At 61.5% G+C, this 13491-nt stretch carries 13 protein-coding genes; 11 read left to right on the top strand and 2 right to left on the bottom strand.

Features of this window, described 5'->3' with window-relative positions; genetic code table 11:
- Window positions 1–23: 23 nt before the first annotated feature.
- From hemC to BUE92_RS21305, 6 genes are all read left to right on the top strand, one after another.
- Window positions 24–965: a hydroxymethylbilane synthase gene (hemC, locus tag BUE92_RS21325; RefSeq protein ID WP_073526128.1), complete on the top strand. Its 942-nt coding sequence runs from the start codon at window positions 24–26 to the stop codon at window positions 963–965.
- Complete coding sequence (locus BUE92_RS29055; protein WP_075294536.1) at window positions 962–1720, top strand: uroporphyrinogen-III synthase; 759 nt, start codon at window positions 962–964, stop codon at window positions 1718–1720. Before hemC ends, BUE92_RS29055 begins: the two co-directional genes overlap by 4 nt.
- An 18-nt stretch (window positions 1721–1738) precedes the next feature.
- Window positions 1739–2854: a uroporphyrinogen-III C-methyltransferase gene (locus tag BUE92_RS29050; RefSeq protein ID WP_075294537.1), complete on the top strand. Its 1116-nt coding sequence runs from the start codon at window positions 1739–1741 to the stop codon at window positions 2852–2854.
- Between the two features lie 5 nt (window positions 2855–2859).
- Window positions 2860–4101 carry a heme biosynthesis protein HemY gene (locus BUE92_RS21315; protein WP_073526127.1) on the top strand — a complete coding sequence of 414 codons (1242 nt, stop codon included), beginning with the start codon at window positions 2860–2862 and terminating at the stop codon, window positions 4099–4101.
- 236 nt (window positions 4102–4337) lie between these two features.
- Window positions 4338–4859 (top strand): disulfide bond formation protein B, encoded by a 522-nt coding sequence (locus tag BUE92_RS21310; RefSeq protein ID WP_073526126.1) that lies wholly within the window; start codon window positions 4338–4340, stop codon window positions 4857–4859.
- Window positions 4860–5068: 209 nt separating this feature from the next.
- Window positions 5069–5527 (top strand): Rsd/AlgQ family anti-sigma factor, encoded by a 459-nt coding sequence (locus BUE92_RS21305; protein WP_073526125.1) that lies wholly within the window; start codon window positions 5069–5071, stop codon window positions 5525–5527.
- Between the two features lie 53 nt (window positions 5528–5580).
- On the opposite strand, the gene BUE92_RS21300 is transcribed toward BUE92_RS21305, so the two are convergent.
- A complete protein-coding gene (locus tag BUE92_RS21300; protein WP_073526124.1) occupies window positions 5581–6258 on the bottom strand; it encodes an FKBP-type peptidyl-prolyl cis-trans isomerase in 678 nt (225 codons plus the stop codon).
- A gap of 192 nt (window positions 6259–6450) precedes the next feature.
- Between BUE92_RS21300 and BUE92_RS21295 the strand changes: the two genes are divergently transcribed.
- Complete coding sequence (locus BUE92_RS21295; protein WP_073526123.1) at window positions 6451–7602, top strand: AlgP family protein; 1152 nt, start codon at window positions 6451–6453, stop codon at window positions 7600–7602.
- Here BUE92_RS21295 and BUE92_RS21290 read toward each other — a convergent pair.
- On the bottom strand, window positions 7599–8063 hold the full coding sequence (locus BUE92_RS21290; protein ID WP_178380733.1) for a TIGR02444 family protein: 465 nt from the start codon (window positions 8061–8063) through the stop codon (window positions 7599–7601). The genes BUE92_RS21295 and BUE92_RS21290 overlap by 4 nt on opposite strands.
- Before the next feature lie 50 nt (window positions 8064–8113).
- On the opposite strand from BUE92_RS21290, the gene BUE92_RS21285 reads away from it, so the two are divergent.
- From BUE92_RS21285 to BUE92_RS21270, 4 genes are all read left to right on the top strand, one after another.
- The gene (locus BUE92_RS21285) at window positions 8114–10024 is read left to right on the top strand and encodes an ATP-binding cassette domain-containing protein (RefSeq protein ID WP_073526121.1); all 1911 of its coding nucleotides are present in this window, start codon (window positions 8114–8116) and stop codon (window positions 10022–10024) included.
- The gene (locus BUE92_RS21280; protein ID WP_073526119.1) at window positions 10024–10590 is read left to right on the top strand and encodes a mechanosensitive ion channel family protein; all 567 of its coding nucleotides are present in this window, start codon (window positions 10024–10026) and stop codon (window positions 10588–10590) included. The genes BUE92_RS21285 and BUE92_RS21280 overlap by 1 nt, the downstream gene beginning before the upstream one ends.
- A gap of 170 nt (window positions 10591–10760) precedes the next feature.
- Window positions 10761–11393: a LysE family transporter gene (locus tag BUE92_RS21275; protein ID WP_073526117.1), complete on the top strand. Its 633-nt coding sequence runs from the start codon at window positions 10761–10763 to the stop codon at window positions 11391–11393.
- A gap of 201 nt (window positions 11394–11594) precedes the next feature.
- Window positions 11595–13490 (top strand): FTR1 family protein, encoded by a 1896-nt coding sequence (locus BUE92_RS21270; RefSeq protein ID WP_073526114.1) that lies wholly within the window; start codon window positions 11595–11597, stop codon window positions 13488–13490.
- Window position 13491: the final 1 nt, after the last annotated feature.

Here is a 13491-nt window from a genome sequence, read left to right as displayed (position 1 = left end):
ATCTATTCAGTACGGATTGATCCATGTCCTCTCGCGAAATCCGCATCGCCACCCGTAAAAGCGCCCTGGCCTTGTGGCAGGCCGAATACGTCAAAGCACGCCTTGAACAGGCCCATTCCGGCCTCAAGGTCTCCCTGGTGCCCATGGTCAGTCGCGGCGACAAGCTGCTGGACTCGCCGCTGTCGAAAATCGGCGGCAAGGGCCTGTTCGTCAAGGAATTGGAAACTGCGCTGCTGGACAACGAAGCCGACATCGCCGTGCATTCGATGAAAGACGTGCCCATGGACTTCCCTGAAGGCCTGGGCCTTTTTTGTATCTGCGAGCGCGAAGATCCGCGCGACGCCTTCGTTTCCAACACTTTCGCGTCCCTGGACGAACTGCCGCTGGGCAGTATCGTTGGCACCTCCAGCCTGCGTCGCCAGGCCCAGTTGCTGACGCGGCGTCCCGACCTGCAGATCCGCTTTTTGCGTGGCAACGTCAACACGCGCCTGGCCAAGCTCGACGCCGGCGAATACGACGCGATCATCCTCGCCGCTGCCGGCCTGATCCGCCTGGGCTTTGAAGACCGCATCACCTCGGCCATCAGCGTCGAAGACAGCCTGCCCGCTGGCGGGCAGGGCGCAGTCGGCATCGAATGTCGCACCGCCGACAGCGAAATTCACGCACTGCTCAAGCCTCTCGATCACGCGGACACCGAAGTGCGTGTTACCGCCGAGCGTGCCTTGAACAAACACCTCAACGGTGGCTGCCAAGTGCCCATCGCCTGCTATGCCGTACTCGAAGGTGAGAATCTGTGGCTGCGTGGCTTGGTCGGTGATCCGGACGGCGGTAACCTGCTGACCGCCGAGGTGCGTGGGCCGCAGCGTGATGCCACGGCCCTGGGGATTCAGGTCGCCGAGGAACTGCTGAAAAAAGGCGCGGGTGCCATTTTGCAAAAAGTCTATGGCGAGGCCGGCCCGCAGTGACCAAATGGCGAGTGCTGCTGACGCGGCCTGCCGAGGAGTCGACGGCCGTGGCGGCGTTATTGGCCCAGAGCGGTATTCACAGCAACTGCCTGCCTTTGCTGGAGACTGAAGCCTTGCCGGTGACCGCAAAGCAACACGCGGTGTTCGGCGCGCTGCCGCGCTATTGCGCTGTCATCGTGGTGAGCAAGCCGGCTGCACGCCTGGCGTTGCAGCGGTTGGGGGGCAGTGTGCCGCCAATGCCCTGGTTCAGTGTCGGCGCGGCGACGGCACAGATACTGGCCGATCATGGCCTCAAGGTTCACTATCCAGCCACTGGCGACGACAGCGAGGCCTTGCTTGAACTGCCCGCCTTGCGCGAGGCTATTGCACTGCCGGGTGCCCGGGTGTTGATCCTGCGCGGCGAGGGCGGGCGTGAGTTGCTGGCAGAGCGTTTACGCGAGCAAGGTGCTAGTGTCGATTACCTGGAATTGTATCGGCGTTTTCTTCCGGTGTATGAGAAGGGCGCGTTGATGCAACGCATCCAGTTGGAACGCTTGAACGGCCTGGTGGTCAGCAGTGGGCAGGGTTTTTTACACCTGCACGCGTTAGCCGGCCCCGATTGGCCAGAGGTGGCACAGCTGCCGTTGTTCGTGCCCAGCCCGCGTGTATATGAAATGGCGCGGGCCGCGGGTGCAGAAAAAGTTGTGGATTGTCGCGGCGCGAGTGCCGCGGCTTTGTTAGTGGCGTTAGGGAGCTATCCCGTTCCCACTCTCTGATACGCAAAGGACGGATACGTGAGCGAAACAGCCTTGCCTAAAGATGAAGCTCAGCCCGCGCTTGATGCGCCGGTCGAGACACCGGTCAGCGCGCCACGCCGTGGCAATGGCCTGGCAGTCGTCGCCTTGCTGTTGGGCGCTGCGGGCGTAGCCGCCGGCGGCTGGGGGATCTGGCAGGTCCGTGCCCTGCAAGCCAGCAGCCAGCACCAACTGGGCCAGGTGCAGGCCCTGGATGACCAGTCCCAGAGCCTCAAGCAAGGCCAGCAACAGCTGGCCGCCCGCCTGGCGCAGTTGCCGGGTGCGGATGAGCTGGAAGAGCGTCGCCGCCTGGTCACGCAGTTGCAGGGTGATCAGCAGCGTCTCAACCAGCGTCTGGAAACCGTGTTGGGTGCCAGCCGCAAGGATTGGCGCCTGGCCGAGGCCGAGCACCTGATCCGTCTGGCCAGCTTGCGTTTGTCCGCCTTGCAAGACATCAACAGCGCCCAGTCGCTGGTCCAGGGGGCCGACGAGATTCTTCGCGAGCAGAGCGACCCAGGGGCTTTCGCCGCACGCGAGCAATTGGCCAAGAGCCTGGCCGCGCTGCGCAGCACCGAGCAACCGGACCGTACCGGCCTGTACCTGCAATTGGCCGCTTTGCGTGACCAAGTGGTGCAGTTGGCGGCGATTGCGCCGGAGTATCAGCTCACGGAGCCTGCCTCCCAGGGGCGCCCCACCAGCGATACGCAGAACCAGTTGAGCCAGTGGTGGGAACAGATCTCCCGTTATTTCCGCATCGACTTCAACCCGGATGACAACATCCGTCCCTTGCTGGCAGGCCAAGGCCTGAACCAAGTGCGCCTGGCCTTGAGCCTGGCGCTGGAGCAAGCCCAATGGGCTGCGCTTAACGGCGAGGCGGCCGTCTACAGCCGCTCGTTGGGGGAAGCGCGCAGCGTGTTGCAGGACAACTTCAACCAGGACAACCCGCAGAGCAAGGCGATGCTGGCGCGCATTGCCGAGCTTGAGCCCAAGGCCGTGTCCGTGGTCACGCCTGACCTGGCCGCGAGCCTGGCCGCTGTGCAGGCGTACCTTGAGCGTCGTCATCTGTCTGCCGACGAAGCCAAGGCCTCGGCTGGCAAACCGGCGACCCAGGAGTAGAGCTGATGAAGCGTTTCTATGTGATCCTGGTGCTCGCAATTGCGCTCGCCCTGGCCCTGGGTGTAGGCATTTCGAAGCACACCGGCTACGTGTTGATTACCTATCCTCACCTGCTGCATTACGAATCAAGCCTGTGGGCGACATTAGTGGCGGTGTTCGCCATCGGCCTGGCGATTTATCTGGTCCGCGTGTTGTGGAGCCTGGTCGCCACATCCGGTGGCGTGGTCAATCCCTGGTCGCGGCGCAATCGCAGCCGCCGTGTTCAGATCGCTATCGAGCAAGGCCAGATGGACCTCGCCGAGGGACGTTGGGCCAGTGCGGAGCGCCACTTGCACCGTGCCGCCGAAGCAGAGCGTCAGCCGCTGCTGTATTACATCGGTGCCGCCCGTGCGGCCAATGAACAGGGCCGTTATGAGGAATCCGACGGCTTGCTGGAGCGCGCTCTGGAGCGCCAGCCCCAGGCCGAACTGGCCATTGCACTTAGCCACGCGCAATTGCAGATGGATCGAGGTGATACGGAAGGCGCGCTGGTCACTCTTCAGGCGATGCATGAGCGTCACCCGCATAACGCGCAAGTGCTGCGACAGCTGCAACGCCTGCATCAGCAGCGTGGCGACTGGTCGTCTGTGATTCGCCTGCTGCCTGAGCTGCGCAAGGACAAAGTCTTGCCCGCCAATGAACTGGCCGAGCTGGAGCGTCGTGCCTGGGGCGAGAACCTGAGCCTGGCGGCCCAGCGTGAAGAGCAAGGCGAAGCAGGGTTGCAGTCCTTGGAACGCGCATGGGAGCAACTGACCGCTGCCCAGCGCCAACAGCCACAACTGGTGTTGGCGTATGCCGACCAACTGCGTCGATTGGGCGCGGATGCCAAGGCCGAAGAAGTGCTGCGTGGTGCCCTCAAGCGCGGTTATGACAGCCACTTGATCCGGTTGTATGGCCTGCTGCGCGGCAGTGATCCTGCGCGCCAATTGAAGTTTGCCGAAGGCTGGCTCAAGGACCATCCAGGCGATGCCAGCCTGTTGCTGACGCTGGGCCGTCTGTGCCTGCAAAACAGTCTGTGGGGCAAGGCGCGGGATTATCTGGAAAGCAGCCTGCACGTGCAGCGCAATCCCGAAGCCTGCGCCGAATTGGCTCGCCTGCTGGCCCAATTGGGCGACACCGAGCGCAGCAACCAGCTGTTTCAGGAAGGCTTGGGGTTGCTCGACAATCGTCTGCTGTCTTCGCCGCTGCCAGTGCCTGCGCGAGCTTGAAGTAGGAAAGGGTGAGTGGATTGGCTCGGACCGATCCGACACCCGCTCCTTCAAACCCTGAAAACACTCGGTTTAACTGGCCTTGTTACTAATTCCTACTTGTTGTAACTGAATTTCCTCGGGTCCGTGGCGGGATGTCCTTATGTTTTCGAGGAAATGTCTGCTCTAGGGCGTATTGAAAGGGGTTGGGCCTTTCCTCTACCGTAGCGACCTATCTCTTGCAGTGCGGATAAACAATGTCTTTGGCCCCTTTACGCTCTTTGTTTTTCCTGGCGTTCATGGCGGGTGCGCTGACGTTGGGCGCGTCTTTCTACCTTCAATACGGCGCGCTGCTACGACCTTGTTTTCTATGCCAGGTACAGCGCCTGTTCCTCGCGTCTTTTGCATTGATCAACCTGATTGCCGCGCTTCACAGGCCTGGGCGTTCCGGCCATTGCCTCTACGGGCTGGCGAGCATGGCCTGCGCGCTGCTGGGCGCCATCACCGCAGGCAGGCAAGTGCTGTTGCAGAACAGGCCGGCAAGTCAGGTCGGGGATTGCTGGCCCAGCGTGCAGCACATGCTTGAAAACCTGTCTGTCTGGCAGGCAATGCGCTCGGTGTTCAATGGCACGGTCGATTGTGTCGAAATCAACTGGACGCTGTTTGACCTGAGCCTGCCTGAGTGGAGCCTGTTGTTCTTCGTGGCGATGCTGATCCTGGGGTTCATGCAGGTGTCACGGTTGCTGTTCGGCAGGCTTTTGCGCCTCGCAACGCCTTGAAAACGAGACTCAGGTTGTAGGAGCGGATTAAACACTTGTATGAACATTCTCTCCTGCGTACCTTGAAGCCATAGTCATGCGGGCATAATCTGGCCCGCACGCGTTATCCAAACCGCTTGTCAGACGCGGCCTTGTCCGTCTGCTGCTTCATCCTTGAAGTGTTGCGCAGGTACAGAGCTGCGGCGCCCCAATAGGGAAGAGAGATCATCATGTTGGAAAGTTGTCAGAATGCTGAGGAACGCTGGGGTGGGGTGCACAAGCTGATCGACAGCTGGTTGAAGGCACGTCACGAACTGGTTCGGGCCTTTGATGCTCTCGGCGCCAAGCCCGAAGCGTTGGCTGAGAATCGCGAGACATTGCAAGATTTCTGCGCTGCGCTGGTTGACTACGTGTCTGCTGGGCATTTCGGCGTCTATGAGCAACTGACCAAAGAGGCGCAAGCCTTCGATGATCAGCGTGGCCTGAAGTTGGCCGAGACGATTTACCCGCGCATCGATGTGATCACTGAAAAGCTGCTGGCGTTTACCGACCTGTGTGATGCCGGGAAATGTGTCGCGGAAAAATTCAAAGAGTTGGGTGCGCTGTTGCATGAGCGTTTCGAGCTGGAAGATTGCTTGATCGAAGTGCTGCACAACGCTCATAAGGAAGAACCCGCCACCCAGGCTTGACGCTGATGGCGAGGTAAGAAAACGGTGCGCATGTCGCACCGTTTTTTTATGGGTCAGTGGCGAGTGCCGAGCAGTTCGATCTCGAACACCAGCGGCGTATAGGGGGGGATCAACTCACCTGCGCCGTCTGCGCCATAGGCCTGGGCTGAAGGAATCACCAGACGCCATTTCGCACCCACCGGCATCTGTTGCAATGCACTGCTCCAACCGCTGATCACGCTGTTGAGGCGAAACCATTGCGGTTGCGTACTTTTGTCGAAGACAGTTCCGTCAGGCAGTCGGCCCACGTATTTCACCTGCACTTCATCGCTGGCCAACGGCTTGTTGCCAGTGCCCGGTGCCAGCTCGGTGAGCAGGATCCCATCGGCCAACTGACGAACGCCGACGGCGGCTTTTTCCCTTGAGAGAAATTGCTGCTCGGCAGCGAGTGCTTTTTCGCTTTGAGGTCGTTGGGCGTCGGCGGCGTTCTGCGCTTCGTGCTGCGCGAGGATCTGTTCGATGCGCGCGTTATCCAGCGCTAGTGGCTTGCCTTGGTAGGCTTGCTTGAGTCCGTCAAGCAGCGCCTGTATCTGCAGGCCGGGGACTTCCTGGCGCAACCGTTCGCCAAGGCTTGCGCCCAGGCTATAGGCAAGATCGTGCGGGGTTGCGACGGTGGTGTTTGAAGAGGGTTGTTCGCTTGCATCGGCCACGCAGATCGCCAAGCTGAACACTAGAAAAAGGTAACGCGACATGGGCATTCTCCCGGCGAAAGTGCGACGGATTATGCCAGTGCGGGTGCGTAAAAAGTGACGTGGTTTTCCGTTATATCGATAAGAATTTTCGCACGTTGCAACGCAACGCAAAGGATACTGTCAACATGCCCTAGCGGCGGTAAGAGCAGAGGGCTAGTATGAGCCGCACCCACGTCAGCCAGGAGGTAAACCATGTCGGCCAAACAGAAGCCTGTAAATACCCCGTTGCACTTGCTCCAACAACTTTCGGGCAGCCTGCTCGAACATCTGGAAAGCGCGTGCTCCCAAGCCTTGGCTGATGCAGAAAAACTGCTCGCCAAACTGGAAAAGCAACGCGGTAAAGCGCAAGAAAAGCTGCACAAGTCCCGCACCAAACTGCAAGACGCCGCCACTGCCGGCAAGTCCAAGGCGCAAGCCAAAGCCAAAGGCGCGGTAAAAGAGCTTGAAGAGCTGCTGGATGCTCTCAAGGATCGCCAAGCCGAAACCCGCAGCTACATTTCCCAACTCAAAAAAGACGCTCAAGAAAGCCTGAAACTGGCCCAAGGCGTTGGTCGTGTGAAAGAAGCCGTAGCTAAGGCACTGGGCGCTCGTACGCCTGCAAAAGTAGCCGCTAAGCCAGTCGCTAAAACTGCTGCTTCCAAACCAGCCGCCAAGCCAGCTGCTAGAACCGCTGCTGCCAAACCAGCCGCTAAGCCAGCTGCTAAAACTGCTGCTGCCAAACCAGCCGCTAAGCCAGCTGCTAAAGCCGCTGCTGCCAAACCAGCTGCCAAGCCAGTTGCTAAAACCGCAGCTGCCAAATCAGCCGCGAAGCCAGTTGCTAAAACTGCTGCTGCCAAACCAGCCGCGAAGCCAGTTGCTAAAACTGCTGCTGCCAAGCCGACAGCGAAGCCAACTGCTAAAACCGCAGCTGCCAAACCAGCCGCGAAGCCAGTTGCTAAAACCGCAGCTGCCAAACCAGCTGCCAAGCCAGCTGCTAAAACCGCAGCCGCCAAACCAGCGGCTAAGCCAGCTGCTAAAACTGCTGCTGCCAAACCAGCTGCCAAGCCAGTCGCTAAAACTGCGGCCGCCAAACCAGCTGCCAAGCCAGTCGCGAAAACTGCGGCTGCCAAACCAGCTGCCAAGCCAGTCGCTAGAACAGCAGCTGCCAAACCGGCCGCTAAGCCAGCCGCTAAACCTGCTGCTGCCAAACCGGCCGCTAAGCCTGCTGCCGCAAAACCGGCCGCAAAGCCAGCTACTCCAGCAGCACCCACTACCACCCCGGCAGCAGCCACCGCTCCAACTGCATCGGCCAGCAGCACCCCTGCACCGGTAGCGCCAAGCACCACCCCAACCAGCGCTTCCTAAGTGTTGGTGGCCATGGCGCGCAATTGCAGCAGCGCGTCGTGGTCAAGGTTGGCGGCTTCGGTCGCCAGGCCTTCAAGCCATTCTTGCTGAGCCGGCACCTCCTTGATCGGCCATGTCTGCGCCAGCGCTTCCAAGCGCGCCAGCAGCGTTCTTTCGGCCTCCAGTTCCAGTGTCTGGACCTGCTCTCGTAGCGATGCCAATTGCGCATCCTGCTGGGCCAAGGCCCGCCATTGCACGCGCATTTGTCGCAAGGGTTCGACAACCTGCACCCGCCACGGTTGGGCAATCTGTTGCAGTGCCTGAACGCGTTCGGGCTTGTACGCCACACCTCGCCATTCCAGCCACGCACCACACAACAACAGGCACACGTCTGCCCCTTGCTCCTGCAAGCGCAGGCAAGCGGCCTCCACACCCGGGCGGGTATAGGTCGAAAGGGCAAAGCTCCACAGGTCAGCGCACATATTCACACCCAAGCCAGCGGCCAACGAAGCTGGTAGACTCCGCCGCCATTATGATCCGACTTCAAAGCCTAACATTACAGCGTGGCCCGCAACGTCTTCTTGAAGACGCCGAGCTGACCCTGCACGCCGGTCACAAAGCCGGCCTGATTGGTGCCAATGGCGCCGGCAAATCCACGTTGTTCGCCTTGTTGCTGGGTGAGCTGACTCCGGATTCCGGGGACTGCCTGCTGCCGGCCGACTGGCGCATAGCCCATATGCGCCAGGAGATCGACACCCTGGACCGCATCGCCATCGACTACGTGCTCGATGGCGACCTGCGCCTGCGCCAGGTGCAACACGACCTGACCGAAGCCGAAAAAGCCCAGGACGGTGCCGCCCTGGCGCGCCTGCACTCGGAGCTGGACAGCGCCGACGGTTACACCGCCGACGCCCGCGCTCGAAAGATGCTCGCCGGCCTTGGGTTTACCAACGAACAGATGGACCGTCCGGTCGCCGACTTCTCCGGCGGCTGGCGCATGCGCCTGAACCTGGCCCAAGCGCTGATGTGCCCCTCGGACCTGCTACTGCTCGACGAGCCGACCAACCACTTGGACCTCGATGCGATCCTGTGGCTGGAAGACTTCCTCAAGAGTTACCAGGGCACCTTGCTGCTGATTTCCCACGACCGGGATTTCCTCGACGCCGTGGTCGATAACATCGCCCATGTCGAACAGAAGAAAATCACCCTTTACCGTGGCGGCTATACCGCATTCGAACGCGCGCGTGCCGAACGCCTGGCCCAGCAGCAACAGGCCTTTGAAAAGCAACAGGCGCAACGTGCGCACATGGAAAGCTACATCGCAAGGTTCAAGGCCCAGGCGACCAAGGCCCGCCAGGCCCAGAGCCGGATCAAGGCCCTGGAACGCATGGAAGAGCTGTCGGCGGCCCACGTCGATTCGCCGTTCGACTTTGTCTTCCGTGAGTCGGTGAAGATCTCCAGCCCGCTGTTGGACCTCTCGGACGCGCGCCTTGGCTATGGCGACAAAACCATCCTGGAGAAGGTCAAGCTGCAGCTCACGCCGGGTGCACGCATCGGTTTGCTCGGCCCGAACGGCGCGGGTAAGTCGACACTGATCAAGAACCTCTCGGGTGAGCTTGAGCCGCTGGCCGGCCGCCTGACCCGTGGCGAGAACACGGTGGTGGGTTACTTCGCCCAGCACCAACTGGACTCGCTGGACGCCAAGGCAAGCCCGCTGTTGCACCTGCAACGCCTGGCACCGACCGAGCGCGAGCAGACCCTGCGCGACTTCCTTGGCGGTTTCGACTTCCGTGGCGCGCGTATCGACGAACCCGTGCTGAATTTCTCCGGTGGCGAAAAAGCCCGACTGGCCCTGGCCCTGATCGCCTGGGACCGGCCCAACCTGCTGCTGCTCGACGAACCGACCAACCACCTGGATCTGGAGATGCGCCTGGCGTTGACCATGGCCCTGCAGGAATTCAGCGGTGCGGTATTGGTGGTGTCTCACGACCGTCACCTGCTCAAGAGCACCACCGACAATTTCCTGCTGGTGGCCGACGGCAAGGTCGAAGAATTCGACGGCGACCTGGACGACTACGCGCGCTGGCTGACGGAATACCGCCTGCGCAATGCGCCGGCCAGCAACACACCGGTCAACCCGGACAAGACTGACAAGAAAGCCCAGCGCCAGGCCGCCGCCGCGCTGCGCCAGCAGTTGGCGCCGCACAAGCGTGAGGCCGACAAGCTGGAAGCCGAACTGGGCAAGGTGCATGAGCGCCTGGCCAAGATCGAAGCCAGCCTGGGCGACAGCGCCGTGTACGAGGCGGCGCGCAAGGACGAGCTGCGTGACCTGCTGGCCGAACAGGCCAAGCTCAAGGTGCGCGAGGGGCAATTGGAGGAAACCTGGATGGAGGCCCTCGAACTGCTCGAAACCCTGCAAGCGGAGCTGGAGGCGCTGTCCTGATGGAAGCTTTGCAACTGCCATTATCGGTGCAATTGATCGAGCTCATTTGGATCGGCGTGCAAATCCTGCTGATCCTGCTGGCCGGCTACCTGGCCCAGCGCTTCGTCGCCAAAGGCCTGACCCGCCTGGGTGAGCGCTACCCGTTCCCCCCGCAATTGCTGATGCCCCTGCGCGGCGGCTTGCGCTGGCTGATCATGGGCAGTGCGCTGATACTTGTGCTGGGCCGCCTGGGTGTGTCCGCCACGGTGCTGTGGACGGCCCTGTCGGGCTTTGTCGCGGTAGCAGCCGTGGCGTTCTTCGCCATGTGGTCGGTGCTGTCCAACCTGCTGTGCGCGATCCTGATCTTTACCGTCGGGCCGTTTCGCCTGGGTGATATCGTCGAGTTGGTGGACACCGTCGACAAGCCGGGCGTGAAGGGCCGGGTCGTGGCGATCAACTTGCTCTACACCACGCTGATCGAAGTCGAGGAAGCCGGGACCAACAGCGCGATGGTGCAGGTGCCCAATAGTTTGTTCTTCCAGCGTTCGGTCCGCCGTTGGCCCGGGTCTGGCACCAATATCCTGTAGGAGCGAGCTTGCTCGCGAAGACCGTCAACGATAACGCAGCGCTTGCAGTCAGCCCGCATCGCCTGTGCATTTTTCGCGAGCAAGCTCGCTCCTACAGAAATCTATAGCCAGCCTTTGGTCGCTGGAGTTAGCTTAAGGCACAACCGCTAACTCCCTTGCGAGGTGTGCAAATGGCTCTCGACACATGGCTGGCCTTTTTCCTGGCCAGTTGGATCATCTCCCTTTCCCCTGGCGCCGGTGCCATCGCCTCGATGTCCAGCGGCCTGCAGTACGGTTTTGTGCGTGGCTACTGGAACGCCATCGGCCTGCAACTGGGTTTGGCGATGCAGATTGCTGTGGTCGCCGGTGGTTTGGGGGCCATTCTGGCGGCCTCGTCTACAGCGTTCTATGCGATCAAATGGTTCGGCGTGGCCTACCTCGTGTACCTGGCCGTCAAGCAATGGCGCGCTTTGCCCATGGACATGACCGATGACGCCGCCGTACGTCCGATCGGCAAACCGATGGCGATGATGTTCCGCGGCTTCTTGGTCAACGCCAGCAACCCCAAGGCGTTGGTGTTCATGCTGGCGGTGCTGCCGCAGTTCGTGAACCCGCAGGCGCCGTTGTTGATCCAGTACCTGATCCTCGGTGCGACCATGATCAGCGTCGATATGATCGTGATGGCGGGCTACACAGGGTTGGCGTCGAAAGTCTTGCGCCTGTTGCGTACGCCTAAACAACAAAAACGTGTAAACCGCACCTTTGCTGGCTTGTTTGTCGGCGCTGCCGGTTTCCTGGCGAGCCTGCATCGCGCCACGGCGTAACTGAACAAGCCGGATCAAAATGTGGGAGGGGGCTTGCCCCCGATAGCAGGGTGACAGTCAGCTAATTTCTAGCTGAACCACCGCTATCGGCGGCAAGCCACCTCCCACATTGGTTTTGTGGCGATATTAAATAACACCTTGAGTCCAAGCTCTTTAAGCTCAACAATAGTGTTACTTCGTATTTCCACTTGAGATTCATTCATGACCGCCCCTTTCCGCTTTCTCGCCTGGCTGCTCTTGCCGGCATTGCTGTCGTGCAGCTTCAATCTGTCGGCCGCGACCGCCGAGGGCGCGCCACAAGCCCTGCATTTGCTCGACTACATTGGCGCCGACTACCCGCCGACGGTGGAAGCGGGCAAGGTGGTGGATGATTCGGAATACCGCGAACAAGTCGAGTTTCTCGGGGTATTGCAGGGGCTGGTGGCGGATTTGCCAGACAAGCATGAGCGCGCCGAGCTGGTAAAGGGCGTTGATGAGCTGCTGGCCGCGGTCACTGCCCACCAGGACGGTGCGAGCGTTGCCCGCCAGGCCCGTCAATTGGGCGCCAAGCTGGCCGTGGCGTATGAAGTGAGCCAGGCCCCGGCCATCACGCCGGACCCCACCCGAGGCACGCCGCTCTACGCCCAGCATTGTTCGGTGTGCCACGGCACAGCGGGCGCCGGCGATGGCCCGGCAAGCGTGGGCATGACCCCACCGCCGGCTAACCTGCGTGATGCCACGCGCCTGGATCGCCTGAGCCTCTACGCGATCTACAACACCCTCGGCCTGGGCGTCGAAGGCACCGACATGCCGTCGTTCGCTGACCAACTGGACGACCGCCAGCGCTGGGACCTGGCAACCTATATCGCCGGCTTCACGGCCGACCCGGCCGCTGCCAAAGGCGAGCAGACGTTCAACCGTGCCGACCTGGCCCGCCAGACCCCCAATGAAGTACTCGCCGCTGACGGCCCTGGCGCTGCGGCGACGTTCCGCGCCCAACGTGCGCAGCCGCCGCAGGTTCAGCGTGGCCCCGCGCAGTTGCTCGACTACACCGCCGCCACCCTGGACAAGAGCCTCGCGGCCTTCCGCAACGGCGACCACGAGCAGGCCTACGATCTGTCCGTCGCTGCCTACTTGGAAGGCTTCGAACTGGTGGAAAGCTCCCTGGATAACGTCGATGCCAATGTGCGCAAAGACACCGAGAAGGCCCTGATGGCCTATCGGCAATCGTTGCAGGACGGCTTGCCTATCGAGCAGGTGCAGCAGCGCTTGGACGCGGCCAAAGGCAAACTCGCTGAGTCGGCCGGTTTGCTGGGCGGCGATGGCCTGAGCTGGTCGTTGAGCTATATCTCCGGCTTGCTGATCCTGCTGCGTGAAGGCCTGGAAGCGATTCTGGTGCTGGCAGCGATCCTCGCCTTCCTGCGTAACACCGGCCAGCAATCGGCGGTGCGCAGCGTCAACGTCGGCTGGGGCCTGGCGCTGTTGGCAGGCTTGGGTACCTGGGCCTTGGCGGCCTATGTCATTGACGTCAGCGGTGCCCAGCGTGAGTTGCTTGAAGGCTGCACGGCGTTGTTTGCCAGTGTGATGGTGCTGTGGCTCGGCGTGTGGATGCACGACCGGCGTCACGCGGCGGCCTGGCAGGACTACATCAAGAGCAGCCTGGTGGGCGGCGGTGGGCGTTTCGGGTTTGCCGTGCTGGCGTTCTTCTCGGTGTATCGCGAGCTATTCGAAGTGATCCTGTTCTACGAAACCCTGTGGCTGCAGGCCGGCCCTGCCGGGCACAACGCGGTGCTGGCCGGTGGTGCCACGGCGCTGGTGCTGTTGGTGGGCCTGGCCTGGGTGATCTTGCGTGGTTCGGCGAAGTTGCCCCTGGCGCTGTTCTTCGGCATCAACGCCGCGTTGCTATGCGCGCTGTCGGTGGTGTTCGCCGGGCACGGTGTGAAAGCCTTGCAGGAAGCGGGCATCTTCGGCACGCGCCCGGTGGCGTTCTTTGACTTCGATTGGCTGGGCATTCACGCCGATGCGTACTCGTTGGGGGCACAGGCCGTGGCGATCCTGGCGATTGTGGTGTTGTATGGCCGTAGCCGCCTGACCGAAAAGCGCCGGGTGGCGGCGTAGC

Origin of the sequence: Pseudomonas fluorescens, from assembly GCF_001902145.1 — a bacterium.
GTDB classification, from domain to species: domain Bacteria; phylum Pseudomonadota; class Gammaproteobacteria; order Pseudomonadales; family Pseudomonadaceae; genus Aquipseudomonas; species Aquipseudomonas fluorescens_BV.
Note: the sequence above shows the minus strand (reverse complement) of the source record. Positions and strands in the feature narration are given on the sequence as shown.